Source organism: Oceanisphaera arctica (assembly GCF_002936955.1).
Taxonomy (GTDB): domain Bacteria; phylum Pseudomonadota; class Gammaproteobacteria; order Enterobacterales; family Aeromonadaceae; genus Oceanimonas; species Oceanimonas arctica.
On sequence record NZ_MPZM01000012.1, the window covers coordinates 26,221 to 53,215 of the forward strand.

At 58.9% G+C, this 26,995-nt stretch carries 28 protein-coding genes and 1 pseudogene; 14 read left to right on the forward strand and 15 right to left on the reverse strand.

Annotation, left to right across the window (positions count from 1 at the left end; all coding sequences use genetic code 11):
• Position 1: 1 nt before the first annotated feature.
• Genes fliP through fliR form a run of 3 tightly spaced genes read left to right on the forward strand, consistent with a single transcriptional unit; the run spans position 2 to position 1,840 of the window.
• Positions 2-751, forward strand: coding sequence for a flagellar type III secretion system pore protein FliP (gene fliP / locus UN63_RS07470; protein ID WP_219821089.1), 750 nt, complete (start codon positions 2-4; stop codon positions 749-751).
• Between the two features lie 24 nt (positions 752-775).
• Positions 776-1,045 (forward strand): flagellar biosynthesis protein FliQ, encoded by a 270-nt coding sequence (gene fliQ, locus UN63_RS07475; RefSeq protein WP_104486152.1) that lies wholly within the window; start codon positions 776-778, stop codon positions 1,043-1,045.
• Positions 1,046-1,051: 6 nt separating this feature from the next.
• Positions 1,052-1,840, forward strand: a complete 789-nt coding sequence (gene fliR / locus UN63_RS07480) for a flagellar biosynthetic protein FliR (protein ID WP_104486153.1) — start codon at positions 1,052-1,054, stop codon at positions 1,838-1,840.
• 163 nt (positions 1,841-2,003) lie between these two features.
• On the opposite strand, the gene flgL is transcribed toward fliR, so the two are convergent.
• From flgL to flgB, 11 genes are all read right to left on the reverse strand, one after another.
• The gene (gene flgL / locus UN63_RS07485) at positions 2,004-3,194 is read right to left on the reverse strand and encodes a flagellar hook-associated protein FlgL (protein WP_104486154.1); all 1,191 of its coding nucleotides are present in this window, start codon (positions 3,192-3,194) and stop codon (positions 2,004-2,006) included.
• 25 nt (positions 3,195-3,219) lie between these two features.
• Positions 3,220-4,830 (reverse strand): flagellar hook-associated protein FlgK, encoded by a 1,611-nt coding sequence (gene flgK, locus UN63_RS07490; protein WP_104486155.1) that lies wholly within the window; start codon positions 4,828-4,830, stop codon positions 3,220-3,222.
• Between the two features lie 73 nt (positions 4,831-4,903).
• On the reverse strand, positions 4,904-5,932 hold the full coding sequence (flgJ, locus tag UN63_RS07495) for a flagellar assembly peptidoglycan hydrolase FlgJ (RefSeq protein WP_104486156.1): 1,029 nt from the start codon (positions 5,930-5,932) through the stop codon (positions 4,904-4,906).
• Positions 5,932-7,077, reverse strand: a complete 1,146-nt coding sequence (locus UN63_RS07500) for a flagellar basal body P-ring protein FlgI (RefSeq protein WP_280530383.1) — start codon at positions 7,075-7,077, stop codon at positions 5,932-5,934. The genes flgJ and UN63_RS07500 overlap by 1 nt, the downstream gene beginning before the upstream one ends.
• A 39-nt stretch (positions 7,078-7,116) precedes the next feature.
• Entirely contained in the window at positions 7,117-7,779 is a 663-nt protein-coding gene (locus tag UN63_RS07505; protein ID WP_229793438.1) for a flagellar basal body L-ring protein FlgH, read from the reverse strand.
• Between the two features lie 35 nt (positions 7,780-7,814).
• Entirely contained in the window at positions 7,815-8,597 is a 783-nt protein-coding gene (gene flgG, locus UN63_RS07510; protein ID WP_104486158.1) for a flagellar basal-body rod protein FlgG, read from the reverse strand.
• A 13-nt stretch (positions 8,598-8,610) separates the two neighbouring features.
• The gene (locus UN63_RS07515) at positions 8,611-9,369 is read right to left on the reverse strand and encodes a flagellar basal body rod protein FlgF (RefSeq protein WP_104486159.1); all 759 of its coding nucleotides are present in this window, start codon (positions 9,367-9,369) and stop codon (positions 8,611-8,613) included.
• Positions 9,370-9,382: 13 nt separating this feature from the next.
• Complete coding sequence (gene flgE, locus UN63_RS07520; RefSeq protein ID WP_104486160.1) at positions 9,383-10,567, reverse strand: flagellar hook protein FlgE; 1,185 nt, start codon at positions 10,565-10,567, stop codon at positions 9,383-9,385.
• A gap of 48 nt (positions 10,568-10,615) precedes the next feature.
• Positions 10,616-11,293, reverse strand: coding sequence for a flagellar hook assembly protein FlgD (locus UN63_RS07525; RefSeq protein WP_104486161.1), 678 nt, complete (start codon positions 11,291-11,293; stop codon positions 10,616-10,618).
• A gap of 2 nt (positions 11,294-11,295) precedes the next feature.
• On the reverse strand, positions 11,296-11,703 hold the full coding sequence (flgC, locus tag UN63_RS07530; RefSeq protein WP_104486162.1) for a flagellar basal body rod protein FlgC: 408 nt from the start codon (positions 11,701-11,703) through the stop codon (positions 11,296-11,298).
• A gap of 31 nt (positions 11,704-11,734) precedes the next feature.
• The gene (flgB, locus tag UN63_RS07535; RefSeq protein ID WP_104486217.1) at positions 11,735-12,151 is read right to left on the reverse strand and encodes a flagellar basal body rod protein FlgB; all 417 of its coding nucleotides are present in this window, start codon (positions 12,149-12,151) and stop codon (positions 11,735-11,737) included.
• A 177-nt stretch (positions 12,152-12,328) separates the two neighbouring features.
• Here flgB and flgA point away from each other — a divergent pair, with 177 nt between their 5' ends.
• From flgA to UN63_RS07565, 6 genes and pseudogenes are all read left to right on the forward strand, one after another.
• Positions 12,329-13,066 carry a flagellar basal body P-ring formation chaperone FlgA gene (flgA, locus tag UN63_RS07540; protein WP_104486163.1) on the forward strand — a complete coding sequence of 246 codons (738 nt, stop codon included), beginning with the start codon at positions 12,329-12,331 and terminating at the stop codon, positions 13,064-13,066.
• 102 nt (positions 13,067-13,168) lie between these two features.
• The gene (flgM, locus tag UN63_RS07545; RefSeq protein WP_104486164.1) at positions 13,169-13,456 is read left to right on the forward strand and encodes a flagellar biosynthesis anti-sigma factor FlgM; all 288 of its coding nucleotides are present in this window, start codon (positions 13,169-13,171) and stop codon (positions 13,454-13,456) included.
• A complete protein-coding gene (locus tag UN63_RS07550) occupies positions 13,453-13,902 on the forward strand; it encodes a flagella synthesis protein FlgN (RefSeq protein WP_104486165.1) in 450 nt (149 codons plus the stop codon). The genes flgM and UN63_RS07550 overlap by 4 nt, the downstream gene beginning before the upstream one ends.
• Before the next feature lie 257 nt (positions 13,903-14,159).
• The gene (locus UN63_RS07555; RefSeq protein WP_219821090.1) at positions 14,160-14,891 is read left to right on the forward strand and encodes a helix-turn-helix domain-containing protein; all 732 of its coding nucleotides are present in this window, start codon (positions 14,160-14,162) and stop codon (positions 14,889-14,891) included.
• 262 nt (positions 14,892-15,153) lie between these two features.
• Positions 15,154-16,647, forward strand: coding sequence for a sodium/proline symporter PutP (putP, locus tag UN63_RS07560; protein ID WP_104486167.1), 1,494 nt, complete (start codon positions 15,154-15,156; stop codon positions 16,645-16,647).
• A gap of 101 nt (positions 16,648-16,748) precedes the next feature.
• Positions 16,749-18,198 (forward strand): annotated as a pseudogene (locus UN63_RS07565) (helicase HerA-like domain-containing protein).
• 126 nt (positions 18,199-18,324) lie between these two features.
• Here the strand turns inward: UN63_RS07565 and bfr (UN63_RS07570) are convergent.
• The 4 genes from bfr (UN63_RS07570) to UN63_RS07585 form a co-directional block, all read right to left on the reverse strand.
• Positions 18,325-18,792, reverse strand: a complete 468-nt coding sequence (bfr, locus tag UN63_RS07570; protein WP_104486168.1) for a bacterioferritin — start codon at positions 18,790-18,792, stop codon at positions 18,325-18,327.
• A gap of 12 nt (positions 18,793-18,804) precedes the next feature.
• Positions 18,805-19,269, reverse strand: coding sequence for a bacterioferritin (bfr, locus tag UN63_RS07575; RefSeq protein ID WP_104486169.1), 465 nt, complete (start codon positions 19,267-19,269; stop codon positions 18,805-18,807).
• Between the two features lie 270 nt (positions 19,270-19,539).
• Complete coding sequence (locus tag UN63_RS07580; protein ID WP_104486218.1) at positions 19,540-20,739, reverse strand: CehA/McbA family metallohydrolase domain-containing protein; 1,200 nt, start codon at positions 20,737-20,739, stop codon at positions 19,540-19,542.
• A gap of 180 nt (positions 20,740-20,919) precedes the next feature.
• A complete protein-coding gene (locus tag UN63_RS07585) occupies positions 20,920-21,312 on the reverse strand; it encodes a SpoIIAA family protein (protein ID WP_104486170.1) in 393 nt (130 codons plus the stop codon).
• A 175-nt stretch (positions 21,313-21,487) separates the two neighbouring features.
• Between UN63_RS07585 and UN63_RS07590 the strand changes: the two genes are divergently transcribed.
• The 5 genes from UN63_RS07590 (at position 21,488) to UN63_RS07610 (ending at position 26,986) form a co-directional block, all read left to right on the forward strand.
• On the forward strand, positions 21,488-22,060 hold the full coding sequence (locus tag UN63_RS07590) for a DUF2939 domain-containing protein (protein ID WP_181068202.1): 573 nt from the start codon (positions 21,488-21,490) through the stop codon (positions 22,058-22,060).
• A 149-nt stretch (positions 22,061-22,209) separates the two neighbouring features.
• Positions 22,210-23,340 (forward strand): homogentisate 1,2-dioxygenase, encoded by a 1,131-nt coding sequence (locus UN63_RS07595; RefSeq protein WP_104486172.1) that lies wholly within the window; start codon positions 22,210-22,212, stop codon positions 23,338-23,340.
• Positions 23,341-23,377: 37 nt separating this feature from the next.
• Positions 23,378-24,364, forward strand: coding sequence for a fumarylacetoacetate hydrolase family protein (locus UN63_RS07600; RefSeq protein ID WP_104486219.1), 987 nt, complete (start codon positions 23,378-23,380; stop codon positions 24,362-24,364).
• Complete coding sequence (gene maiA / locus UN63_RS07605) at positions 24,351-25,019, forward strand: maleylacetoacetate isomerase (RefSeq protein WP_104486173.1); 669 nt, start codon at positions 24,351-24,353, stop codon at positions 25,017-25,019. Before UN63_RS07600 ends, maiA begins: the two co-directional genes overlap by 14 nt.
• 2 nt (positions 25,020-25,021) lie before the next feature.
• The gene (locus tag UN63_RS07610; protein WP_104486174.1) at positions 25,022-26,986 is read left to right on the forward strand and encodes an acetoacetate--CoA ligase; all 1,965 of its coding nucleotides are present in this window, start codon (positions 25,022-25,024) and stop codon (positions 26,984-26,986) included.
• Positions 26,987-26,995 lie beyond the last annotated feature (9 nt).

Consider the following 26,995-nt stretch of genomic DNA (forward strand, 5'->3'; position numbering starts at 1 on the left):
CATGAAGGCTTATGCTTGTCTCAGGATGTTGCTGCTTGCCGGCCTGTGCTGCTGGCCGGCGTTCACCGCCGCCCAGTCGCTTCCGGGCATTATCAGCCAGCCCACCGCCGATGGCGGCCAGCAATGGTCCATCCAGCTACAAACCCTGCTGCTGCTCAGCAGCATGGCTTTCCTGCCCGCCATGCTGCTGATGATGACCAGTTTTACCCGTATCATCATCGTCTTCAGCCTGCTACGCACCGCCATGGGCACCCAGTCCACGCCGCCCAATCAGGTGTTGCTGGGGCTGGCCCTGTTCCTGACCTTTTTTATCATGTCGCCGGTATTCAGCCAGATCTACGACACCGCCTGGCAGCCCTTGTCCCAGGACAAGATCAACATGGAGCAATTTTTATCCCTGGGCAGCCAGCCCCTGCGGGACTTTATGCTGGCCCAGACCCGGGATGCGGATCTGGCGCTGTTTGTGCGCCTGGCCGATGTCGGCCCGCTGCAGGGCCCGGAAGACCTGCCCATGCGGGTGCTGATGCCGGCCTTTGTCACCAGCGAGTTAAAAACCGCCTTTCAGATCGGATTCACCATTTTCATCCCCTTCCTGATTATCGATCTGGTGGTCGCCAGCGTGCTGATGGCGCTGGGCATGATGATGGTACCGCCGGCCACCATTTCCCTGCCGTTCAAGCTGATGCTGTTCGTGCTGGTGGATGGCTGGCAGCTGCTGATCGGCTCACTGGCCCAGAGTTTCCATGTCTAGCACGATCAGTCCGAGGAGACGGACATGACCCCGGAAGCGGTGATGAACCTGGCCTATCAGGGCATGCGGGTCACCCTGCTGTTGTCCGCCCCCCTGTTGCTGACCGCGCTGCTGGTCGGCCTGCTGATCAGCCTGTTTCAGGCCGCCACCCAGATCAACGAGATGACGCTGTCGTTTATTCCCAAGATACTGGCGGTACTTGCGGTGCTGGTGGCCAGCGGTCCCTACCTGTTGAAGCTGATCGTCGACTTTACCCGGGAACTGTTCACCAATATCCCGTTCATGGTGATGTAAGCGACCGTGGTCGAGGTCACATTTGCCCAACTGCAGGGCTGGCTGGTCACCTTTCTCTGGCCCTTTACCCGCCTCAGCGCCTTCCTGGTGGCCGCCCCCCTGCTCGGCCACTCCAGTATTCCCAATCGGGTAAAAATCGGCCTCGCCGCCTTGCTGACCCTGATTATCGCCCCCGGCCTGCCGCCACTACCGGATACCCCCGTGATGTCCTGGGCGGGACTCGGCATCCTGGTCGAGCAGATGCTGATCGGTCTGGCCATGGGTCTGACCATGCACATCCTGTTCGCCGTGGTGACGGCGGCGGGGGAATATATCGGCCTGCAGATGGGTCTCGCCTTCGCCACCTTCTTCGCCCCGGACACCGGTGCCAATACCATGGTGCTGGCGCGGCTGCTGTATATGATCAGCCTGCTGCTGTTTCTGGCCTTCGATGGCCATCTGATGGTTATCGAGATCCTGGCCGGCACCTTTTTCGCTCTGCCTGTCGGCAGCAGCGGCCTGAATACCGGCGCCTTCGAGCTGCTGGCCCGGTTCGCCAGCACCATCTTTGTCTCCGGGCTGCTACTGGCCTGGCCACTGGTCGCCGCCCTTCTGATCATCAACCTGTCGCTGGGCATCCTTAACCGGGCGGCCCCGCAGCTGACGGTGTTTTCGGTGGGTTTTCCGCTGACCATGATGGTGGGGCTGGTGCTGTTGATGGTTATGATGACCGATCTGGGTCGTTTCCTGCAGCGGCTGTTCGGCCAGGGGCTGACCTTTATGCAGCAGCTGGTAGGGGCCATGGTGCCGCTATGATGGGATCAAGGGAATGGGGAATCGGGAATCGGGAATCGGGAATCGGGAATCGGGAATCGGGAATCGGGAATCGGGAATCGGGAATCGGGAATGGGGAATGGGGAATGGGGAATGGGGCCATTACCCCCAATCCCTAATCCCTAATCCCTAATCCCGGACATTATTACTTGAGGAAGTTGAACAGCGACATTCCCTGAATGTCCACAAACGACTTCTGGGCAGCCTGCAACCCCACCTTGCGCAGACTGTAATTGGAGACCGCCTCCACATAATCCAGATCCACCAGATCCGAGAGCGTCTGCTCGTAGTTGAGCATACGGTTGCCGGCCACCGTATCGATCACATCCAGTTCGTTCAGCCGGGCGCCGACCGAGGCTCTCGCCGTCAGCACAGTATCCAGGCTGTTATCCAGCTTGCGCATCACAGTGCTCAGGGTGTTACTCAGCGCCGCCCGCTGCTGTTCGGTCCCCCCTGGCGCCTCCAGTGCGGCTATTGCCTGTTCCAGAGTGGTAAACAGATCCGCATCCATATTCTTCGCCAGTCCCAGATTGATGCGGTCACCGGTCACCGGGCTGCCTTCCAGGGTCAGGGACAGACAGCCAAAGCGGATCGCCTGTCCGGCTTCATATACCTGGGGATCACCGTCGTTGATACGGTAGCTGACGCTGTCATCGCTGACCTCGAAGGTCAGCGTAAAACTGACACCATAATCCGGATCGGTCGCATCCACCACGGCCGGCCCCGTAAAGATGACATTGCCGGCATTGGCGGCACCGGCCTCGGCCACATAACCGGCACCGGCAGTCACGCTGCGAAAAATGGTGTTGCCATTATCACCGACCGGCATCAGCCGGGAGGCGTCAATCCGTTGTTCACGAACCTGGTCATCGCCCACATAATTCACCGCACCGTCGACATTTTTGACAAAGGGGGGGCTATCACTCTGATAGCCACCGAACAGGAAGCCGCCGTTGCCGTCGCTGGCGTTGGCCTGCCCCAGAATCGACTCGTAAATGCCCCGCACCTCACTGACATTGGAACCACTGACAGACGTGCCATTGGCCGCCTGTATCATCAGCGTCTTGGCGCGGGTAATGCCGTCGCCCAGGCTGTTGAGCACGCTCTCTTCCTGGGCCAGCATATTGCGTACCGTGATCCTGGCATTGGTATATTGTTCGGTGACCGCCATCGATTGCTTGACCCCTACCGCGCGGGAGGCCGCCTGGGGATCGTCCGATGGGTTGACCACCCGGCGTCCGCTGGCAATCTGTTGACCCACCTTGAGAAATTCTCCCTGCTGGCGGTTCATCGACGAGATGTTCTGTTCAAAGATGGTCAGGGTACTGATGCGCATATCGGCTCTATCTCTTTAATCACTCTCAGGCACGCAGGCCCAGCATGGTATCAAACAGGGTGGCACCAACTTCGATGACTTTGGCATTGGCCTGGTAATACTGCTGATAGCGCACCAGGTTGGCGGCTTCTTCATCCAGGTTGACCCCCGACTCGGACTGCTGCTGGGCCCGTAGCTGCTCGTTCAGGGCCATCTGTGCGGTCAGATTGACCTGCACCGTCTGAGCCCGATTGCCCACTTCGCTGACCAGGGCGCCATATGACTGGCTCAGGGTGGCTCGCCCCGCCACCAGCGGCTGGTTCTGTAATTGCTGCAGAGCCAGGGCATTGCGATTATCTCCACTGCCCGACGCCGTACCTGCGGCGATGTCTGCGGTATCACTAATCAGGCTCTGCAAGTCACCGGCAGCCTGCTGCAGCGGATTGACATAAAAGCTATCACCCGCTGCCGGACTACCGCTCAGCGTCAGTGTCATGCCACCAAAGCTCAGGGTACCCGCAGAAGGATCATGGTCGGCCGCCACCTCGGCGCCGCTGTCGCGCCGGGTAACGGTAAAGGCGCCACCATCAAAGCGCAAATCATAGCTGCTACTGGTCAGCTGCGTGATGTCACTGAAGGCGGCACTCAGCTCGCCATTCCCCGAATTACGGGCATGGCTGTAAACCTGCGGCTCACCTACCGCAAAAAAGGCTGCGCCCGCCTCGCCATTGAGATCGATTCCCTGGCTGTGCTGTTCATTGAATCCCAGGGCCAGGGACACCGCCAACTGACCCAGTTTATTCTGGGTTGCATCCAGGGTTTCCGAACGGAAGCCCAGCAGCCCCCCCAGGGAGCCACCCTTGACGGCACTGTCGTTCAACTCGATCAGGTTACCTGCCGAGTCCTGGTACCCCACCGCCGTGCGTGAAGGATCGAGCGACGAGCTCATCGCCTCAAGCGAGTAGAACTGGCTGCCCGTCACCAGCGGCTGACCATTGCCGAAGGTCAGGTTATAGCTGCCGCCATCCTGCACATTAACCCGAACCCCAAGGCGTTCGCTCAGTTCCGACACCAGCTGATCCCGCTGGTTAAGCAAGGCATTGGGCTGACTGCCGGTTTTGGCATTGGCCAGACCGATTTCCCGGTTAAGCCCGGCGATTTGCTCGGCCCTGTTGTTGATCTGGATGACTTCGTCATGGATCTGCCCGTTGATACCCTGTTGCATACTGTCCAGATAATCATCGACAGAACGGAACTGGCTGGTCAGGCTGCTGGCGCTGCCCAGTACCCCCTGGCGCGCGGCCGGATCGGCCGGGGCGCCAGCCAGATCCTCGAGGGAGGAGAAAAACTGGTTCATCAAGGGTGCCAGACCCGCTTCCTGATCGGCCAGCAGGTTGTCTATTTGCCCGACCTGAAACTGATAGGACGCCAGCGCACTGAGGCTGCTGCTCGAGCTATTCAGCTGCGAGTTCACAAACTGGTCGAACTGACGCTGAACAGCATTGACCTGAACGCCATCGCCATACGTGCTCTCACCCAGCTGAACCACTTCGCGGCTATGACCTGGGGTGTATACGTTGCTGATATTATTGCTTGCGGTATACAGCGCCTGCTGTGCGGCATGCAGACCACTGATGCCGATGGAAAAAATACTCATGATCCCATTCCTTTAACACCTTGCGTATGGTTATCGGCAGTGAGCCCGGATCCTTGAGACGAATCCACCAGGATCAAAATATCTGGTCCAGCCTCCCCCCTCCGGGGAGTGAGTCAGCTTGAGCCAGCTGAAGCTCTTCGCTCACGGGGCCCATCAGTTTCATCACCGCCACCAGCTTGTCGGCATAACCGGGATCCGTGGCATAGCCGCCTGCCTGCAGGGCCTTGGCCGCCTGTTGGGCATCCGGTGCCGCCACCACACCCGCATAGCGCGGGTTGTCGCCGATCAGCCGGGCATAATCGGTAAACGCCTGCTCAAAGGAGTCATAGACCCGAAAACTGTCGCTGACCGCCACCCGCTCCCCTCGCACATATTCATGGGTGCCGACCTCTGTAGTCTTGCCCTGCCAGTGGCCACCCGCCTTGATGCCGAACAGGTTATGGCTGTTGCCGCCATCCGGGGTGGCGATCTCGTACCGTCCCCAGCCGGTTTCCAGCGCCGCCTGGGCCAGGATCAACTCGGCCGGCACCCCACTGGCCCGGCTGGCGGCAAGCGCGGGGGCCTCGAGCCGTTCCACAAACGTCTGAACATGGGCCGGAATATTCCGTTTGTTATCCGATGACGAAAGATTCGGTGATTCGGTGATGACCGCATTCCTGGCAGGCACTGGTTCGCTGGCTGCCTTGGGCTCGGCCATGGGCTGCACTGCAGCCAGGCTACCGGTCAGGACCCGGGGCTGGCCTCTGGGGATACCGGCAATCAAGGCTTCTGCCTGATTGCCACTGTCTGCTGCCCCCCCCTGCATTCGGGGGCCCAATTGCCGTAACAGCTGCTCGGCCAGGCCGATGCCACGGCCGGCCACATCCTGGGAAAGCTGTTGATCAAGCAACGAAGTATAGAACTGCCGCTGATTACCTTCGGTCAACCCGGAATCAGGCACCGCATCGCGCATGCTTTTCATCATCATCTGCACAAACAGCGCCTCGAACTGCCGGGTCGCCTGCTCCAACCCCAGCTCGGGATCCCGCCCTGCACTCTGTTTGAGCCGCTGCAAGCCCTGCATATCGAGGGAAAAGTGGGAGTTTACGCCAGAGCCGCTCATCAGATGATCTCCAGCTCGGCGCGCAGGGAACCCGCCGCCTTGAGTGCTTCGAGAATCGACATCAGATCCGCCGGGGTCGCTCCCAGGGCATTGAGGGCATTGACCACCGCCAGCAAATCCGCGCCTTCCACCACATGCAAGGCGCCCTCCTCCTGCTGCACGGAAATATTGCTGTCGGGCACTACCGTGGTCTCACCCTGGCTGAAAGGCGCCGGCTGGCTGACCTGGTACTGAGTATCGATCACAATGGACAAGTTACCGTGGGCGACGGCGGCCCTGTGCAGGGTCACGGCGCCATTAAGCACCACAGAGCCGGTGCGGGAGTTGATCACCACCCTGGCCGGGGCCGCTAGCGGCTCGACCTGCAGGCTCTCTATCCGTGCGATAAAGCGTACCCGCTCGTTCGCATTCAAAGGGCCACGCAAGCGGATCACCCGGCCGTCGAGGGCACTGGCTACCTGGCTGCCGAAGGACTGGTTTATGGCGGTCACCACCCGTTCGACGGTGCCGAAATCCGCCTCCTTGAGCTGCAGCTCCATCTCACCGGTCGCACCGCCCAGCTGCAACGGAACCTCCCGCTCCACGATGGCGCCGCCGCTGATGCGGCCGCCGGCCTGCTGGTTTATCTGTACGCTGCTGCCCCCAGACTCGGCGCCGGCGCCCCCCACCAGCAGGTTGCCCTGAGCCATGGCATAGGTATCGCCGTCTGCACCCTTGAGCGGGGTCATCAGCAGAGTACCGCCGCGCAAGCTGCGGGCGTTGCCGATGGATGAGACCACCACATCAAGCCGCTGCCCCGGTCGGGAAAATGGCGGCAGGTTGGCGGTCACCATCACCCCCGCCACATTGCGCAGCTGCATATTGGTACCCGACGGCACCGTAATGCCCAGCTGGGACAGCATGTTGGTCAGGCTCTGACCGGTAAAGGGCGCCTGCATGGTCTGGTCGCCAGAGCCGTCAAGGCCGACCACCAGGCCATAACCCACCAGAGGATTGTCACGCACCCCGGCGAAGGTGGCCAGTTCACGCAGCTGCTCGGCCCGGACCGACTGAGTGGGCGCCAGCCAGAGCAGGGCAAGCAGGCCGATGCCAATAACTTCCCGGACTGTCCTGGTCCCGGAGAGGCGCGAGAATGGGAGAGTCACTGACCGGCGTAACATTGAGAACAGCATAATAACCACAACTCAGAAAGGAGACACATTGAGGAAGAAGCGCTGCAACCAGCCCATATGCTGCGCCTCGTTGATATAGCCCTCACCCACATACTCGATGCGCGCATCGGCCACCTGAGTAGACACCACCGTATTCTGACCGGTAATGGTGCGGGGGTTGACCACCCCGGAGAAGCGGATGAACTCGATTCCCTGGTTGATGGCGATCTGCTTTTCTCCGCGCACCCGCAGATTGCCGTTATTCATCACCTCCAGCACCGAGACCGTGATGGTGCCGGTGAAGGAGTTATTCGCCTGGGAGCCTCCGCCCCCGGAAAAATCGTTGTTCCCGGACAGATCGAAACCATATTCCGCCAATGTGGCCAGCGCATCCGGCAACTCGGTGAGTCCCAGGCTGGCCGAACCACCCCGGTTGGCATTGGAAGCCGAGGTCTTGCTGGCACTGACCTGCTCGTCGAGCACTATGGTGAGGATCTCCCCCGCCATGCGTGGGCGCCGGTCTTCAAACAACGGCTGATAGCCGCGATGGGCCTGAAAGATGGCACCATTGTGCCTGGGGGGCGGAGATTCGGGGATGGACATCTGTTCCTGCTCCCCCACCACCGAAGAACGCGGCAGCTGGGCACAGCCGTTCAGCAACAGCACGACCAGGCCTGATAGCCAGACCTTGCCCATATATCTTTCCTGCCATCTCATGCGTATTGTTCCTGTTACAGCTGGGTCAGGCGAGCCAGCATCTCATCGCTGGTTTTGACCGCCTTGCTGTTGATTTCATAGGCCCGCTGGGTCTGGATCATATTGACCATTTCCTCCACCACATTGACATTGGAGGTTTCTACCTGCCCCTGATAGAGACGGCCGGCCCCATTCATGCCCGGTATGCTCTCATTAGCCGGCCCCGAGGCGGTGGTTTCCAGGTAGAGGTTGCCGCCTATGCTTTCCAGCCCGGTGGGATTGACGAAGGTCGCCAGGCTGATCTGCCCCACTTGCAGGCTTTGGGCGGTACCGGGCTGGGTCACGGAGACAGTGCCATCTTCTCCTATGGTCACCGACAGGGCGTTGTCGGGCAAGATCACCGCCGGCTCCATCGGGTAACCGTTGGCATTGACCATCTGACCGTTCTGATCGAGCTGAAAACTGCCATCCCGGGTATAGGCGAGGTTACCATCGGGCATCACTACCTTGAACATGCCCGCGCCGTTGATCGCCAGATCCCGGGAGTTTTCGGTGCTGACCAGACTCCCCTGATTATGCAACCGTTCGGTGGCCACCGGCCGCACCCCTGTGCCGATCTGCATACCCGAGGGCAGCGTATTCTGTTCATTGTTCATGGCGCCCGGCTGACGCATGTTCTGATAGAGCAGGTCTTCGAACACCGCCCGGGAACGTTTGAAGCCATTGGTATTGACGTTGGCCAGGTTGTTGGCGATCACGTCCATCTGCACCTGCTGGGATTCCAGGCCGGTCTTGGCGGTCCATAATGCTTTAATCATGAGTCATCCTTCGTTATCCCTGGAGCGACAGCAGGCTGTTGGCCCGCTGAGCATTGTCATCGGCACTGGTGATCACCTTCATCTGCATATCGTAGCGCCGGGCATTGTCGATCATCGCCACCATTGACTCAATGGCACTGACATTGCTGCCCTCCAGAGAGCCTGATACCAGCCGCAGGTTTTCATCCTGGGCCAGCACAGGTACATTGCCATTGGCATCGGGAGCCGGACGAAACAGGCCGTCGACACCACGCAGTAGCTGCCCGGGCTCGGGAGAGACCAGCTTGAGCCGAGCAACCTGCACCAGCGCATCCGGATCTTCCCCGGTGCCGATGGCACTCACGGTGCCGTCGCTGCCAATCGACAGCCGGGCACCGAGCGGCACGATAACGGGGCCACCAGCACCCAGCACAGGGAGGCCACCACTGAGCAGCAGGCCGTTTCCATCCAGCTGCAGATCGCCACGCCGGGTATAAGCCTCGTTGCCATCGGCACCCTGCACCGCCAGCCAACCGTTACCTTCGAGGGCAATATCCAGCTCACGTCCAGTGGAGGTAATGGGGCCGGGGCTGAAGTCGGCGCCCGGGGTCGACCCCACCACCGATACCCGGGTCGACAAGGCAGCATCGCCCTGAACCGGTACCGCCCGCATCGCCGACAATTCGGCCCGAAATCCCGCCGTTGATACATTGGCCAGGTTATTGCTGATCACCGCCTGTGAGTCGAGCGTCTGTTTGGCGCCGCTCATGGCGGTATAGAAAATGCCGTCCACGGTTCAGCCTCCGTTAGCGCAGGTTAATCGAGGTTTGCAATACCTCATCCTGGGTCTTGATGGTCTGGGCATTGGCCTGATAGTTACGCTGGGCAATGATCAGATTGACCAGTTCACTGGTCAGGTCGACATTAGAGGCTTCTACCACCCCGGACTCGACCCTACCAAACTGGCCGATACCCGCCACTCCCATTTGAGCCAGGCCTGAAGCCTGGGTTTCCACCCAGGCGTTATCACCGACAGAGGTCAGACCTTCCGGGTTGGTAAAATTGGCCAAGGCTATGGTGCCCAGTACCACGGATTGCTCATTGGAATAGTTACCGAGCACCTGCCCCCGTTCATCGATGGTTATCCCTACCAAACTGCCCGAGGCAAAACCGTCCTGGGCCTGGGAGCTCAGTTCGAATCCCCCCCCGAACTGACTGGAACCGCTGACATCCAACGACAGGCTCAAATCATCGGCGCCCCCTCCCAGGGTGAAAGTAAATGCATCCATTCCGCTGGCCGATTGCAGGGTCCCATTACTGTTGAAGGCAAGGCTCCCGGTTTCCGCTGCTGCCTCACCACCGAGGGCCTGTTTCACCTCCCATTTGTTATCCGCCGTCTTGGTAAAATACTGGGTCACGATCTGGGCATTACCCACAGAATCAAACACGGTGGAGCTGTTGGCGTAGGAATAGCTGTTGCTATCGGCCGCATCGAAAGGCACTGTGTCACGGTCGATAACCGCTGAGCGTGTATCCAGGTTCAGGCTGGCCTTGATGGCCGAGGTGGCGCGGGCCTGCAAGGCTTCTGCGGGTACCTTGATCTGTTGGGGCAGGGCGCCGGTGCCGGTATCGGCCGGATAACCGGTCAAGCGGGCACCCTGGGCATTGGCCAGGTAGCCGTCGGCCGTCATGGTCAGCTGACCATTGCGGGAATAGAGGATCTGATCGTTCTGTTCGAAGCGGAAGAAGCCGTTACCGCTGATCGCCAAATCAAGGTTGCGGTTGGTCGACTCCAGGCTGCCGTTGCCAAAGTTCTGTAGCACCCCGGCAACGCGGGTGCCCAGGCCGGCCTGGGCACCCGCGTACACATCGGAAAACTGGACGCTGGCCCCCTTAAACCCGACTGTCTGCGAATTGGCAATATTGTTGCCGACCACCTCAAGGTTGGTCGCCGCCGCTCTTAGGCCGCTGAGCGCCTGAGAAAAACCCATTTATCCGCTCCTTCAAGCTTATCTATTAATCGGTTACGCATCGTAACCTCAGAGTATTTGACGAACATCATCCAGACGAGCCTGCTCGGAAACACCACCCAGATCCAGACGCGGGCCATCACCGGCAGCGGTACTGATGCCAAGTACCCGGGCGTAATTAAGGCTGGTATGACTCAATGGCTGCCCTTCGGACAGCGCTGTTACCGACAACCGATAAGCACCGGCCGGTGCCTGGGTGCCATCATTCAGGGTACCGTCCCAGACAAATGACTCGACACCTGCTGCGATCTTGCCCAGTTCAAAGCTGCGCACCGGCTGGCCACTACCATCGAGGATACTGATAGTGACCTGATCGGCGGGGCTGTCGAGTTCGATACCGAAGGGGGTGCTGGCCCCGTCCTCACCCAACAACAGCCGATTGCCGGGCACCAGCACATCTTTGCCTATCAGGGCCGTGGCCTGCAGAGTCTGGCCGGCATCTATCTGGCCGGTAATGTTCTGCAGGGTTTCATTGAGGGATTCTATGCCGCTGACGGTATTGATCTGCGCCAGCTGAGAGGTCATCTCCGAGTTTTCCATCGGATTGAGCGGATCCTGATTTTTCAGCTGGGTAATCAACAGGCTCATGAAACTGCCCTGCAAATCTTCACTGACACGAGTGCCGCTCGTCTGAGCCGCTCCTGAATTCAGCGTGTTGATAACACCGCTATCTATGGTGCCGGCCATGGTCACCCCTCACCCAGGGTCAGGGTTTTGAGCATCAACTGTTTGCTGGTATTCATCACCTCGACGTTGGCCTGATAGGAGCGTGATGCCCCGATCATATTCACCATTTCATGTACCGGCTCCACATTGGGCATGGTGATATAACCCTGCTCGTCCGCCAACGGATGCCCGGGGCTGTATTCCTGACGCAGGGGGGTCGGATCCTCAATAACCTGGCTGACCCGAACCCCGCCGAGCCCCTGGCTTCCTTGTGTCTGAGCTTCAAACAATACCTGCTTGGCTCGATAGGCCTGACCGTCCGGGCCTGCCACGCTATCGGCATTAGCCAGATTGCTGGCCGTTACATTCATACGCTGAGACTGGGCACTCATGGCCGAGCCGGAAATGTCAAAGATGGAAAACATCGACATGGTCTACTCCTGTCAATTGCTCGGGTGGTGATTATTCCGGCTGCATCGCCGATTTAAGGCTCTGAATCCGGCTGTTGAGCAATACCAGACTGGCCTGATAGCGCACCGCATTATCGGTAAACTGGGCTCGCTCCGCGTCCATATCAACGGTATTGCCGTCCAGGCTCGGCTGGGTAGGAACCCGATACAGGAGATCCACCTTGCCCACACTGCTACCAGCCGAGGGCTGGATATGCCGTGCCGATGTGGTCGCCACGGTCAGATCCGGGCGGGCCGGTTGCTGCTGTTGCGTCACCCGGGACAATTCCTTGGCAAAGTCCAGATCACGCGCCTTGTAATTCGGCGTGTCGGCGTTGGCGATATTGCTGGCCAGTACCTTCTGGCGCTCATGGCGAAGATTCAGGGCCTGCTGATGGAAACCCAGGGCCCCTTCCAGTTTGTCGATCATGCTGTTGACCCTGTTGGCGGCTGGAAATATGTCAGACTGGAGCATACCCCCGCTTCTATCAGCATAAAGGCATAAACAAGCCGGTATTTCACCGTCAATTCTGTTCTTGGGCGCCGAGCCAGCCCCTTATAATACGAGCCATCACTGCGACACCTATCCAATCACGGGAAACATTCTATGCCTGTCTCCGAGTCCCGGGACACCCTCTACCCTCGCTTGCTGTCGCACCTGGTTGCCCTGCCGTGGCTGATGGTTGTCCTGCTGTGGCTGATGGCTCTTGGCTTGCCCGCACAGGCGAACCAGCCCGGGTTGATGGAAACCGTGCATGCCTTCCTCTACCAGCAGAGCCAGGAGCTGGGTGATGAGCTCAATATCGAGGTGTTTCCCCCCTCTGCCCGGCTGCCCGAGTGCCGGTATCCGCAGCCGTTTTTGCCCGGCAATGGGCAACAACAATGGGGGCGTATCTCGGTGGGTGTGCGCTGCGGGGAACAGGGGGAACAGGTCCGCTATATGCAGGCGGAGATCAGCGTCATGGGTCGCTACCTGGTGACGACCCAGCCCATTGCCGCCGGTAGCCGCATCGATGCCCACATGCTGGAGTTCCGACAGGGTGATCTCAGCCGGCTACCCCGGCAAACTGTCTTTGACCCAGATGAAGTGATTGGTCAGCAAACCAAACGGCCGCTGGCCGCCGGCACCGCCATACAGCGCCATCAACTGCGCTCAATCCCTCTGGTAGAGCGAGGGCAGCAAGTAGTGCTCGAGGCAGGCGGAGTCGGGTACCTGATTACCCGGGAGGGGAAAGCCCTGGATCCCGGCGGTCTGGGCGAACTGATCCGGGTCAGGATTTCCAGGCGTACCATCCTGAATGGCGTGGTGGTGGGACAGGCCAGGGTCGCCGTGAATGCCCACTGAGCCTTTGGACCGGTACCGTCTGAACGACTATGCTGCCAACAGCATTAAAGTTGCGACACCCGCTGCCGATATTACCGATAAGCCCATCAAGAGGAAGCTCCCTTGAAAATCGATCTTCATCAGCCACTCTCCCGTGCCGCTCAGCCGGAACAGGGCAGGTCCAACGGCAAGGTGGACTCCGTGCCGGCAGCCGCTGCCAGCAAGGCTGGCCCGGCGGTCGTTACACACCTGAGCCCGGCACTGCAGGACAGCAGCCGGGATATAGACATGAACCGGGTGAATGAACTGCGTCAGGCAATCAGCGAAGGGCGCCTGGAGATCCGTGCCGATAAAATAGCGGACGGCCTGCTGAACAGCGTACGCGATCTGCTGGATGATCAGAGCCGATGAGTCTGGGTCACCATCTTGCACAGCAACAGCAGCGTCTGGCGCAGCTGACCGAGTTGCTGACCGAAGAACAGGGTGCGCTCAGCCAGGTACAGGTAGACGGCGAGCTGCTGTCGCGACTCGCCGCCGACAAACAGGCCCTGCTCACCCAGCTGGAAACTTTTGAAAACCAACGGCGCCAGGCGCAAGTGCGTCTGGGCTATGGCCAGGATATGGCGGGCGCCGAGCAGGCCGCCAGGGACGCCGGCTGCCTGCCCCAGTGGTATGACCTACTGGACAGCACCCGGCGTATAGCTCATCTAAACAGCCTCAACGGCACCCTGATCAGCCAGCGCCTCCAGCATAATCAGCGCATGCTCAACTTCCTTAACGAAGCCACTGGTCAAACCCTGTATGGCCCCGATGGTCAGTCACACAGACGCGGCGGCAAGCTGAACTCCAGAGCCTGAGTCCCAGAGGCTTGTCTATCTCCTCATAGTCCTTCCACATAGTCCCTCCCCACAAGTCCGCCGCCAGCGGATAAGCAAGGCACCGCGGCAGGGAATCAGTCCAATCTGCTGAAGTATTCCTTCTGCTGGCTTTCAGTAAAGTTGCCCAGGTCACAGCCAGCACTATCGGCTGTATGTTAATATTAATGCAGACCTAAAAACCACTTTGACCACCAATAACAAAACTTATGACCACTTTTTTTAATCCTTTTGAAATCATGATGTTGCCATCTGAAATGGCACATCATCACCATGATTACAATCAAATCGTTATCGGCCTTGATGGCCGGACAGAATTTGATGTAGCAGGCAATGGTCATCTGCTGGGGCCGGGTCAGGGTTGCCTGGTATCATCAGATGTTAAGCATGCTTTCGGGGGCCTGGGCAGCAATACCATACTGGTGGTCAATCTCGCCCCGGAAGCGGATAGCGCACAGCAGCAAAGGGTCAATGAACTGTTTCAACACCCTGGGTATTTTCAGCTGAGCCCCCAGGCCCGGCAACTGGTCTCGGTGCTGAGTAACGAGATGAACAACAACCCGGATGACGAACTGCTGGGGCAGGCCTGTGCCCATACCCTGATGTGCGCCCTGCACCGGCATATGGCGCTTCCCTCCCGCCTTCAGGCAAGGCGTCTTAACCTGGACGTGATCGACAGCTATATCGAGCAGCATATAGGCCGCAAGATCACGGTGGCACAACTGGCAGGCTGCGCCTTTCTGGGTGAGAGCCAGTTTCATGTGCTGTTCAAAGAGCAGACCGGCATGTCACCCTATCAGTACCTGCTGGAAAAGCGGTTGATCGAGGCCCGCCAGATGCTGGCCCACAGCCATCACAGCCTGGCCTATATCGCCCAGCATTGCGGTTTTTCCAGCCAGAGTCTGTTTACCCAGGTGTTCTCCAGCCGACTGGACATTTCTCCCGCCCGTTACCGCCGGCTCCATCACTGACTTGTGCCCGACAACAGAGTCCGTCATGCCAGATACAGGGCGCAAGACAGCAACCTGCTGCGGAAAACCTGCGTTTGTGATCACCTTTCTCGAACTAGCGGAGTTTTCCTGAAAAATAACGCAGCAAAGCAAAAGATCCCGGCCTCGGTTCCCCCTACTATCCTTGTGAAGTAACAAAATTTTAACCACGCATTGTGCAAGCTCAGCCACGCGTTGTGCTCTGCCTGATAGCAAACAGGAAACCATCCTGGAGGAACAGGGAATGATAGAATCCAACTATGCCATTACCGGCACCTTTCTCGTATATCTGATTGGCATGATGGCCATTGGCTACTACGCCTATAAACGCACTTCCAACTCGGCCGACTACTTCCTCGGTGGTCGTTCTCTGGGTCCCTGGCCTGCGGCCATTTCCGCCGGCGCCTCGGACATGAGTGGCTGGCTGCTGCTGGGCCTGCCCGGCTTCGCCTATGCCGCCGGTTTCGAGTCCTTCTGGCTGGCCGGCGGTCTGCTGCTGGGTACCTGGGCCAACTGGATGTTCTGTGCCAAGCGCCTGCGCACCTATACCCTGGAAGTGGATAACGCCATCACGATACCGGCCTATCTGTCTCGCCGCTTCGAAGACAAATCCAAGGTGCTGCAGATTATCTCCGCCCTGATGATACTGCTGTTCTTCCTGTTCTACACCAGCTCGGGCCTGGTCGCCGGCGGCAAGCTGTTTGAAACCGTGTTCGGTCTGGATTATCAGATTGCCGTGGTGCTCGGTACCGTCTGCATCGTGTCCTACACCATGTTCGGCGGTTTTCTGGCTGTATCCTGGACCGATCTGGTACAGGGTCTGATGATGGCCGCTGCCCTGATGATAGTGCCGATAGCGGCGATGGAAGGCGGTTTTGGCCAGCTGGAAACCGATCTGAACAATCTTAATCCCGAACTGCTGACCCTGTGGAACGGTATCGATGGCGAGCCCCTGTCCGTCATCGCCATTGTGTCGCTGGCTGCCTGGGGTCTGGGCTACTTCGGCCAGCCTCATATTCTGGCCCGCTTCAATGCTACCCGTACCAATAAAGACATCACCACCGCCCGCCGCATCGCCGTAATCTGGAGCTTCCTGTCCATGGTCGGCGCCCTGATGGTCGGGCTGGTTGGGTTGCTCTATGTGCAGAAAAACATGGGTGGCGAGCTGGCCGATGCAGAAACCATCTTCATGGTACTGGTCAACGCCGTGTTTCACCCGGTGATCGCCGGCATTCTACTGGCCGCCATTCTGGCCGCCATCATGAGTACCGCCGACTCCCAGCTGCTGGTGTCATCTTCCGCCCTGGCCGAAGATTTTTACAAGCAGATGTTCCCCAACACCAGCGCCAAAAGTCTGGTCAACATCGGTCGTTTTGCGGTAGTCGCCCTGTCGCTGGTGGCACTGATGCTGGCGATGAACCCGGACAGCACGGTACTGGGTCTGGTGTCTTACGCCTGGGCCGGCTTCGGCGCCGCCTTCGGCCCGGCCCTGCTGTTCAGCCTGTACTGGCGCAACATGAACCGTAACGGCGCCTTGGCCGGCGTGCTGATCGGTGGCATCACAGTCGTTATCTGGAAGCAGATTTCCGGCGGCATCTTCGACATCTATGAAATCGTCCCCGGCTTCATCTTCGCCTCCATCGCCATCGTGCTGGTCAGCAAGATGACCGGCGGCCCCAAGGCTTCGGTCACCAAGACTTTCGATAGCTATCAGAAGAGTCTGGACACCCTGGACTAACCTCATACCAGCCCGGCACTCGCCGGGCTTTTTTAACACCGATCTTTTTCAAGCCTGTCGGCTAAGCTTGTGTCTATCCGCACCACACAAGAGCCGATGCCATGACCCCGCCTTTCCTTTATCTCGGCAGTAATCACCAACACCAGCCAATAGCGCTTTCCCTACTCATGGCCAACCGCCACGGGCTAATCGCCGGCGCCACCGGCACCGGAAAAACCGTCACCCTGCAACGCCTGGCCGAGAGCTTTTCTCGCGCCGGCACTCCGGTATTCATGGCCGATATCAAGGGCGATTTGTCGGGGCTGGCCGCTCCCGCCACGCCCGGCGGCAAGGTCGCCCAGAGGCTGGAGCAACTCGGGCTGAAAGACTATCAGCCGCGTGCTGTCCCCACCCTGTTCTGGGATCTGTTCGGGGAGCGGGGTCATCCGGTACGCACCACCATCTCGGAGCTGGGCCCGCTGCTGCTGGCCAACATCATGAACCTTAACGACACGCAAACCGGCATTCTCTACGGCTGCTTTCGCATCGCCGACGATCAGGGCCTGCTGCTGCTCGATCTCAAGGATCTTCGCGCCCTGCTGACCTGGGTGGCTGACAACGCCAAAACCCTGAGCAAGCAATACGGCAGCCTGCCCGGCAACAGTCTGGGTGCCATCCAACGGCGGCTGATGGTGCTGGAGCAAGAAGGGGCCGAGCGCTTCTTCGGAGAACCGGCGCTTAACCTGCGTGATTTGATGCAGAAGGACTTTTCCGGCCAGGGCGTGGTCAGCATTCTCGACGCCACCCGACTGATGCAGACACCCAGGCTGTATTCCACCTTTCTGCTCTGGCTGCTGAGCGAACTGTTCGAAACCCTGCCGGAAGTCGGGGATCCGAAACAACCGGTGCTGGTGTTCTTCTTCGATGAGGCCCACCTGCTGTTCGATTCGGCCCCCAAGGTGTTGCTTGAAAAAATCGAACAACTGGTGCGACTGATCCGCTCCAAGGGCGTGGGTATCTATTTTATCAGCCAGAATCCGCTGGATATTCCCGACAGCGTACTGGGTCAGCTCGGCAACCGGGTGCAACATGCCCTGCGCGCCTTTACCCCCCGTGATGAACAGGCGGTCAGAGCCGCCGCCCGCACCTTTCGCGCCAACACGGGGTTCGACATTCAAGACGCTATCACCCAGCTTGGCGTAGGCGAAGCGCTGGTGTCGGTGCTGGATGAACGGGGCAGCCCCACCCAGGTGGAGATCACCCTGATCTGCCCTCCCGAATCCCGCATAGGGCCGCTGAGCGCGGAAGAAAGAGCCGCGCACCTTCAGGCCTCCCCCCCTGGCCGGCCGCTATGAGCCGCTGCTGGACAGAGACTCGGCCTTCGAGATGCTCGCCCGCCGTGTGCCCGAGCCTGCGGCCATCACACCGGCGCCAGCACCGGCGCCGAAGCGTGGCCGCCAGCGGGACTCACTGCTCGAAAGCGTGGCCAAAAGTACCCTGCGCAGCATAGGCAGTCAGCTGGGCCGTCGCCTGGTTCGCGGCCTGCTCGGCTCACTGCTGGGCGGACGTTGAGTCTGTCGCTCTGCGCCAAAAAGCCTGACATCGAGCATCGATGTCAGGCTTTAACGGAAGCAAACGTGAGCTGTGGTGTGTGTTACCCCTCACGCCTCACATCTAACACCTCACCAGCAAACCTTACTACATTTGCGATTGCAGGTAGTTGGGCAGACCAATACGGTTGATCAGGCCCAGCTGTTGCTCCAGCCAGTGGGTATGGTCGTTTTCGGTGTCTTCCAGCAGCACCTGCAGCATGTCGCGGGTCTGGTAGTCACGTACTTGTTCGCACAGGGCCATGACGTTGCGCAGATCCTCGATCACCTTGTATTCCAGGTTCAAGTCGCTCTGCAGCATGGCCGGCACGTCCTTGCCGATATTCAATGGGACCCGGGTTACCATATCCGGGGTGCCACCCAGGAACAGGATGCGTTCAATCAGCTTGGATGCATGGCCCTTTTCATCTTCAAACTCATGATCGATGCGCTCGAACAGCTTCTTGAATCCCCAGTCGTCATACATGCGAGAGTGAATAAAATACTGATCCATGGCGCTCAGTTCGCCGCCCAGCAGCTCATTCAGCGCCGCTATCACCTTTGCATTACCTTTCATTTTCGGCTCCCCTTACATTTGCGACTGTTGGTAGTTTTCGAGTCCGATCTTGTCGATCAGATCGAGCTGGGTATCTACCCAGTCAAGGTGGGCTTCTTCGTATTCTTCTATTTCAGAGAGCAACTCGCGAGACACGTATTCCTGCACCGACTCGCAATAGGCGATGGCATCTTTCAGCACCAGTAACTGTTCTTCCACCTGCTGCTTGTCACATTGCAGCATTTCTTCTGTGTTTTCACCGATACGCAGGCGGTTGAGGTGCTGCAAGTTGGGCAGGCCTTCGAGAAACAGGACGCGTTCGATCAGCTTGTCGGCCTGCTTCATGTCTTTGATGGACTTCTTGTATTCGCGCTCGTCCAGCTGATGCAGACCCCAGTTCTTGAACATGCGGGCATGCAGAAAATACTGATTGATGGAGGTGAGCTCTATGCTCAGCACCTGATTCAGGTACTCAATGACTTTCTTGTCGCCTTTCATATCTTCCCCCTCTGAATAATGCGTCGATCATAGCCTCAAGTGAGCTGCTTTACAAACACCACAAAAACTAAGTTATTGATTTTACTTGTGTAAGGTCGTGCTAATAAGAACAAGTCTGATTGGTAGCCAGACTTGCCCACCGTGCTCTATGGTTACTACAGAATAGCCGCATATCCGGTCGGCGCCTTATACAAGCTGCCCACCTGCCGATGCGGCGCAACGGGTAATCGAAAAGGGCTTCCCGATATGGGAAGCCCTTGAAGAAGACCTTTACTTGATCCAGATGGGGTTGGAGTAAGCCCGGTTGCCCTGCTTGTCTTCCACTACCCACTGCATCCAGGTGCGCTTGGGCGGCACCGGTACGCCGGTTCTGAACCACTTGGCACCGTTAATTTTCCAGCCGGCTACCTGCTTGCCGTCCAGCCAGACCTCGGCCTTGGCCAGCCCTACACCAGAGCGGAATTCAACCTGGGTTTCACTGTAAGGTGTCGCCTCGCCACCGAAGTTGGTGGTGATGGGGTAAACCTCGGGACCAAAGCTGACGAAGCTGTGACCGCGAGCTGCGGCACTGGCAAAATCGGCGGTAATACGGCCCTTGGGAGTATAAGCGTAGAGCTTGCCACTGTTGTGCCGTGCATCCTTCAGCAGGGGGCCGGCATTCAGGTAAACGCGCTCGCCCCGGTTCCAACGCTGGCGCATTACCGACAAATAGGACTCGAAGTTACCGGTCATCGGCTTCAGATCAAATAACCCCAATTCGGCCTGAGGGCTGGAGGTGGTGTACATCTCTTTATCAGACAACAGATTACCCAGCGAGCCGGCACTGAGCCAGGCGGTGAAGTCACCATTCTGAACCGCAGCAGAAGAGCGGCGCAGATCATCGGTTTCATACAATTCGTTCAGACTGTTCTGCAGCTGGGCCGCAGTCCAGTGGCTGTGCACCATGCGCGTCATGTCGTTATAGCTGGGTAAGTCCGGATTAACCGGCTCGTTACGCTGCAATCGATAACCGGCAAACAGGGTTTCCTTTGCCGGATCCAGCATTTTAGTGCTGAGCTTGATGCCGGGGTAGTCTTTGTCCACCTCGTAACGGCTCAGCAGACGATGTCCGTTCCATTTACGCGTCAGCTCAATCACCAGCTGCTCCGGGGTATGCTTGACCACCTCCAGCTTTTCAACGGCCAGCTCGCCCTCGCCGGGAACGAAATCAACCGACTCGACAAGATCCGCGCCAAAGACACCATTTTCCACCATGGCCAGATCCACAATCCCGCCCCGGGAAAGGGCAAAGGTGAAATGCGGAGTACGAACGGTCATATCATCGGCACCGCGGGCATCACCACCGGCAATCTGGGTCGGGCCATGCACTACTTCAATACCGGCAGGCGGTGCATTCTTTGCGGAGTTGGATGAACAGGCAGTCAAAACCATGGCGGCCAGCAGCGACAGGCCGGATTGATAAAAGCGCATCTTGAAGAAACCCTGAATAAAGGAACGACGATGAAGCAGCGATTCTGACAGCTCCTTGCCAGAACTCAAGCTCCGCAAAAAAGAACCCACTGCCGTGGAATAGCGCCAGCCCCGTTAACTCCGGCATGCCTAGCAAATGCCATGTAACGGCCCGCTTGGCGCCGCGACGAACGGGGTCGCTCAGGGCTCGTTTTGCTCCAACCAGGCCCTGGCATCCTGCAGATGCTCGAAATACTGCACCTGACTACTGAGCAAAAACCAGTCCACCACCATGGCCATCAGCTTTTCCCTGAGATCGACCCCCACTATCGCCAGCTTGCTGAACTCATCACCATGCTTACGGGTAAACTGAATATCTTCCCACAGGGCCCGGGCCTCCCAGCCGTTGAAGTCAATCATGTCTACCAGGGCCTTGATCCTGGGGCTGTCCATGCCAACCAGAGCCTGTTCGAGCTCTTGCTCCATCTCCTTGAAGTCGTCGTAGGCGATATCGCCATAAATCTTGATGGTGAGCCACAGGGTATGGTTATCCTGCTTGCTCATCTCAACGGACATGCCGTGTGCTTCCAACATAATGGCTGCTCCCTGATGTGTGCCTCATGGTCATAATTATGGTCGCTACCGCCGCTTGCGCCTTTGATTGTCGCTAAAAAGTGACTAAAAATGACTTCCCGCCAATTTCAGCTTGCCTGAAGATCCCGTTGCAGGCAGCCTGACGCGAATATTGGTTTCCTGGAGTTTTAAGTCCGTGCGCAAAACAAAATATGTGCTGTTATTACTGATCCTGGGCGCTGTCGGCTACGTCGTGGCCGCCCCCTGGTTAACCGCCTACCAGATCAGCGACGCCGTCGACCAACGCGACAGCGCGGCGCTGGCCGAACAGGTGGAATTCGACAGCGTGCGCCTGAGCCTGAAGCAACAACTAAACAGCCGGGTGTTGCGCGAGCTGGGCGCAGATAACAAACAAAACCCCTTCGCCGCCCTCGGCGCCAGCCTGGCCAACATGATGGTGGACGGTCTGCTAGATACCTACATGACCCCGGTCGGCATAGAGCGACTGATGCGGGGAGAAACGCCAGCGCCAGGCATTCCCGAAAGCAGCCCGCTCCCGCCTTCCGATACCGGCGGCAGTAACGACTCCGATACCGGCAAGTCCGACGCCGAGCGTAAAAAACTGTTCTCGGACGCCCGCATGGGTTACCAGACGCTGGATAGATTTGTGGTGACCGTGACCGATGAAAAAGGCAGAGAAGCCGACTTTGTGTTGAGCCGGCGCGGCCTGGACTGGAAGCTGACCGCCATAGTACTGCCGCTGGACTAAAGGGCCATGGGCGGTCTCCCTCGGGAGGCGCCTAGGACTAATAGTGAAGACCCGGGCAGAGCCTGTGGATCGATGCCAGACTGATGATATGACTGGCGGGCCCTGCCCGGGCTTCGCCGGCGCCATCTTGATCCAAGGAGAATCATGCCATGCGTCACTGGTTCCAGTTTCCCATCCGTGAAGGCGACACCTCACGTCAGGCCCACTGCGACATGCCACCGGGAACCTTCGAACGAGAAATCGGCAAGGAAGGTTTTTTCGGCCCCGCCACCCACATGTACCATAGTCACCCGCCCACCGGTTGGAGTGACTGGGAAGGCCCGTTACGCCCCCGCGCCTTCGACACCAACAAGCTTCCGTCACTCGGACACAGCCCCTGGGATGCCACGCCGCTGCTGCACAACGCAAGCCTGAAGGTACGACTCTGGCAGAGTGACAAGTCGATGAATCATCTGGTGCGTAACGGCGACGGCGACGAATGTCTGTTCGTACATCGGGGAGAGGGCCGGCTTTTTTGCGACTACGGTCATCTGAGCTTCAGCGAAGGCGACTATATTATCCTGCCCCGCGCCACCAGCTGGCGGCTGGAGATCGAACAGCCGGTTACCCTGCTGATGATAGAGGCGACCCACGGCTCCTACATGAATGCCGAACGGGGTCTGGTCGGCCATCACGCGGTATTCGATCCGGCCATACTCGAATACCCACGCCTGGACGATGCCTTCAAGGCCCAGAGCGAGCAGCCCGGCGAGTGGCAGGTGCTGCTCAAGGCTCGGGGGCAGATAAACCGCATCTGCTTCCCCTTCAATCCGCTGGACGCCCAAGGCTGGACCGGCGATCTGACCGTGTTCAAGCTCAACTGGCGCGACATTCGCCCCTTGATGAGCCACCGTTACCACCTGCCGCCCTCGGCGCACACCACCTTCGTCGCCAACGACTTCGTGATCTGTACCTTCGTGCCCCGACCTATCGAGTCCGATCCCGGTGCGCTCAAGGTGCCCTTCTACCACAACAACGACGATTTTGATGAGGTCATCTTCTATCATCAGGGCAACTTCTTCAGCCGGGACAATATAGAAGCGGGCATGATCACCCTGCATCCCTGCGGCTTTACTCACGGCCCTCACCCCAAGGCCTTCGCCGCCGGCGCCAGGCACTCCCGCACCGAAACCGACGAAGTGGCGGTAATGATAGACTCACGGCTGCCGCTGGAAGTGGCAGAGCTGCCGGACGGGGTGGAAAACATCGACTATGTTAATTCGTGGCAGGTGAAATCGTAGCGCTAAAGAAGGCGCTGGATACATCAAGGAGGCAATGGTGAAACTGGCTTCTCTGAAACAAGGTCGTGACGGCCAGCTGCTGGTGGTGTCTCGGGATCTGAGCCGGGCGGTAACCGCCGACGGCATTGCATCCACCCTGCAGGCGGCTCTGGATTACTGGGCCGAAACCGAACCGGCATTGCAGGCACTCTATCAGCAACTGAATCAGGGCGGCTGTACCGACAGCTTCGCGTTTGACCCGGCCGCCTGTGCCTCGCCCTTGCCCCGAGCCTATCAGTGGGCCGACGGCAGCGCCTACGTCAACCATGTCGAGCTGGTGCGTAAGGCCCGGGGCGCCGAGATACCGGCCAGTTTCTGGACCGACCCGTTGATGTACCAAGGCATGTCCGATGGCTTTATAGGCCCATACGAAGACATCCGCCTGGCCGAGGAGGCCTGGGGCATCGACTTCGAAGGCGAAATCGCGGTGATCACCGACGATGTGCCTATGGGTACGACCGCAGAGCAGACAGGCTCCCATATCAAGCTGCTGATGCTGGTCAACGATGTTTCTCTGCGCAATTTGATCCCGAATGAGCTGGGCAAGGGGTTCGGTTTCTTCCAGTCCAAGCCGGCTTCCTCTTTCTCGCCGGTGGCCATCACCCCGGACGAGCTGGGCGATGCCTGGCGAGATACCAAGGTGCATCATCGCCTGCGGGTTCATCTGAACGGCAAGCTGTTCGGCGAGCCGGATGCGGGCACAGATATGACCTTCAACTTCGCCCGGCTGGTGGCACATATCAGCTTCAACCGGGCGCTGTGCGCCGGCACCATCATCGGCTCGGGCACAGTATCGAACACGGATCGCAGCACCGGTTCCTGCTGCCTGGCCGAGCGGCGCATGCTGGAGATCCTGGAGCAGGGGGAAGCCAGAACACCTTTTATGAAGTTTGGCGACCGGGTGCGTATCGAGATGCTGGACGCACAGGGCCAGTCCATCTTCGGCTCCATCGATCAACAGGTGATTAAATATGAAGCTCTATGATTATGTGCGCTCTTCCGCCGCCTACCGGGTACGGATTGCGCTCAATCTAAAAGGTCTGGTCTATGAAAGTGTCCCCATTTCGCTACTGGAGGGCACCCAGCTGGGCGAAGATTACCGGGCGCTCAATCCGACTGGTCTGGTACCCAGTCTGGCTATTGATGATCAAGGAAGCGGCGAAGGCATCCTCGGCCAGTCGCTGGCCATCATCGAATATCTGGACGAATGCTATCCCGAGCCCGCCCTGATGCCGGCTACCCCGCTGAAGCGAGCCCGAACCCGGGCCCTGGCGCTGCAGATCGCCTGCGATATTCACCCGCTCAACAACCTGCGGGTACTCAAGTACCTGACCGGCGAACTCGAACTCAGCGAAGAGCAGAAAACCACCTGGTATCATCACTGGCTTAAACAGGGGCTGTCCCCGCTGGAACAACAACTGGGCGGAGATGATAGCCGCTATTGCTGCGGCGACACGCCGACCCTGGCGGACATCTGCCTGGTGCCCCAGCTTTACAATGCCCGCCGCTTCAAGCTGGATCTGACGCCTTATGCCAGGCTTGTCGCCATCGATCAGGCCTGCAATCAACTCACGGAGTTCCGGCAGGCGCATCCGGACCAACAGCCATCTCATCCCGGCGAGAACCTGACCAGGAGGTGAACATGCCCCGGCAACAGTCACCCTTGTGGCGCCCTTCTCCCGCCCGGATAAAACGCAGCCAGCTGTATGAATTCATGCAACAGGCAAACCATCGTTATGGACTTGAACTAACCGACTATCAAAGTCTGCACGCCTGGTCGGTACAAGACAGTGCCACCTTCTGGAATCTGGTGTGGGACTTCGCCGAGGTAGTAGGTGAAAAAGGTGAACAGCTGGTGCTGAACGCCGCCAACACCCGGGAAGCGGTCTGGTTTCCCGAGGCCCGGCTTAACTTCGCCGAAAATCTGCTGCGCCATACAACAACACATCCGGCTCAGGACGCGCTGCTGTTTCAGGCTGAAGGCCAGAGCCAGCGGCGCCTGAGCTGGGCCGAGCTGACCGAACAGGTGGCGGCCATTCGTGCCGCCCTGGAGCACTTTGGCGTCAAACCCGGTGATGTGGTGGCCGGTTATCTGCCCAATCTGCCGGAAACCCTGGTGGCCATGCTGGCCACAGCCGCGCTGGGTGCAATCTGGACCTCGACCTCCCCCGACTTCGGCGCCGACAGCGTGATCGATCGCTTCAGTCAGACCCGGCCCAAGGTGCTGTTCAGCGCCGACGGTTACCGTTATAACGGCAAGCTGCACGACACCAGCGACAAGGCCAGAACCATGGTCGCCGTCATCGACAGCATCGAACACTGGGTGCAAATCCCCTATATCGGCACGCATCGGCTCAGCCCGAACGACAAGGTTCAGCACTGGCCGGAATTACTGGTTCGCCATGCCGGACAGCCGCTGCGCTTCACTCCCATGCCCTTCAATGCCCCCCTCTATGTGCTCTACTCCTCGGGTACCACCGGCCAGCCCAAGTGCATCATTCATTCGGCAGGCGGCATCTTGCTCAACCACCTGAAAGAACATCGTCTGCATTGCGACATTAGCCCCGGCGACCGGGTGTTCTATTTCACCACCTGCGGCTGGATGATGTGGAACTGGCTGGCCTCGGCGCTGGCCAGCGACGCCACCCTGCTGCTTTATGAAGGCTCGCCTTTCTTTCCCGATGGCAAGGTGCTGTGGGACTGGGCCGAAAAGGAAGCGATCACCCTGTTCGGCACCTCCGCCAAATACCTGGAAGCCATGGAAAAACAGCAAATCCACCCGCGGGATCACCATTATCTGGGGGCGCTGCGCACTCTTTGCTCCACCGGCTCGGCCTTGGCTCCCGAGCAGTTCGACTTTGTTTACCGCCGCATCAAGTCCAACCTGCAACTGGCGTCCATCGCCGGCGGTACCGATATCTGCGGTTGTTTCGTGCTCGGTAATCCCATTAGCCCGGTCTATCGTGGCGAGTGTCAGGGAATCGCTCTGGGGCTGGATGTACAGGTGTTCGACGAGCAAGGCCAGCCGTTACTGGAGCAGCAGGGCGAGCTGGTCTGTTGCAACAGCTTTCCCAACCGGCCTCTGGGGTTCTGGGGAGACGACGACGGCCATCGCTACGATGCCGCCTACTGGCAGACCTATCCGGGCTGCTGGCATCATGGCGATCTGGTGGCGTTGACCACGCACGGCGGCATAGTGTTCTATGGCCGCTCGGATACGGTGCTCAACCCGGGTGGTGTGCGCATCGGTACCGCCGAGATCTATCGCCAGGTCAGCCGCTTCGAACAAATAGTGGATTCGGTGGTGATAGGCCAGCGCTGGCACAATGATGAGCGGGTGCTACTGTTCGTCAAACTGGCCGACGGCGAAGAACTGAACGGCGCACTGAAAGCCGCCATTCGCCGACGAATTCGCAGCCAGTGCAGCCCCCGTCATGTACCGGACAAAATTCTGCCGGTCGCCGATATACCCAGAACCAAGTCGGGCAAAACCGTCGAGCTGGCGGTGCGCAACGTGGTCGAGAACAAACCGGTGAAAAACATCGGGGCCCTCGCCAATCCACAGTCGCTGGCATTGTTTCGCGATCTGCCCGAACTCAACGAATGATGAGCACAA

Bases quoted from the DNA above. Each gene is read 5' to 3' on its own strand.
- fliP (WP_219821089.1), top strand. From the start codon at position 2: ATGAAGGCTTATGCTTGTCTCAGGATGTTGCTGCTTGCCGGCCTGTGC.
- fliQ (WP_104486152.1), top strand. From the start codon at position 776: ATGACCCCGGAAGCGGTGATGAACCTGGCCTATCAGGGCATGCGGGTC.
- flgL (WP_104486154.1), bottom strand. From the start codon at position 3,194: ATGCGCATCAGTACCCTGACCATCTTTGAACAGAACATCTCGTCGATG.
- flgK (WP_104486155.1), bottom strand. From the start codon at position 4,830: ATGAGTATTTTTTCCATCGGCATCAGTGGTCTGCATGCCGCACAGCAG.
- flgJ (WP_104486156.1), bottom strand. From the start codon at position 5,932: ATGAGCGGCTCTGGCGTAAACTCCCACTTTTCCCTCGATATGCAGGGC.
- UN63_RS07505 (WP_229793438.1), bottom strand. From the start codon at position 7,779: ATGGGCAAGGTCTGGCTATCAGGCCTGGTCGTGCTGTTGCTGAACGGC.
- flgG (WP_104486158.1), bottom strand. From the start codon at position 8,597: ATGATTAAAGCATTATGGACCGCCAAGACCGGCCTGGAATCCCAGCAG.
- flgE (WP_104486160.1), bottom strand. From the start codon at position 10,567: ATGGGTTTTTCTCAGGCGCTCAGCGGCCTAAGAGCGGCGGCGACCAAC.
- UN63_RS07525 (WP_104486161.1), bottom strand. From the start codon at position 11,293: ATGGCCGGCACCATAGATAGCGGTGTTATCAACACGCTGAATTCAGGA.
- flgC (WP_104486162.1), bottom strand. From the start codon at position 11,703: ATGTCGATGTTTTCCATCTTTGACATTTCCGGCTCGGCCATGAGTGCC.
- flgB (WP_104486217.1), bottom strand. From the start codon at position 12,151: ATGATCGACAAACTGGAAGGGGCCCTGGGTTTCCATCAGCAGGCCCTG.
- flgA (WP_104486163.1), top strand. From the start codon at position 12,329: ATGCCTGTCTCCGAGTCCCGGGACACCCTCTACCCTCGCTTGCTGTCG.
- UN63_RS07550 (WP_104486165.1), top strand. From the start codon at position 13,453: ATGAGTCTGGGTCACCATCTTGCACAGCAACAGCAGCGTCTGGCGCAG.
- UN63_RS07555 (WP_219821090.1), top strand. From the start codon at position 14,160: ATGATGTTGCCATCTGAAATGGCACATCATCACCATGATTACAATCAA.
- putP (WP_104486167.1), top strand. From the start codon at position 15,154: ATGATAGAATCCAACTATGCCATTACCGGCACCTTTCTCGTATATCTG.
- bfr (WP_104486168.1), bottom strand. From the start codon at position 18,792: ATGAAAGGTAATGCAAAGGTGATAGCGGCGCTGAATGAGCTGCTGGGC.
- bfr (WP_104486169.1), bottom strand. From the start codon at position 19,269: ATGAAAGGCGACAAGAAAGTCATTGAGTACCTGAATCAGGTGCTGAGC.
- UN63_RS07580 (WP_104486218.1), bottom strand. From the start codon at position 20,739: ATGCGCTTTTATCAATCCGGCCTGTCGCTGCTGGCCGCCATGGTTTTG.
- UN63_RS07585 (WP_104486170.1), bottom strand. From the start codon at position 21,312: ATGTTGGAAGCACACGGCATGTCCGTTGAGATGAGCAAGCAGGATAAC.
- UN63_RS07595 (WP_104486172.1), top strand. From the start codon at position 22,210: ATGCGTCACTGGTTCCAGTTTCCCATCCGTGAAGGCGACACCTCACGT.
- maiA (WP_104486173.1), top strand. From the start codon at position 24,351: ATGAAGCTCTATGATTATGTGCGCTCTTCCGCCGCCTACCGGGTACGG.
- UN63_RS07610 (WP_104486174.1), top strand. From the start codon at position 25,022: ATGCCCCGGCAACAGTCACCCTTGTGGCGCCCTTCTCCCGCCCGGATA.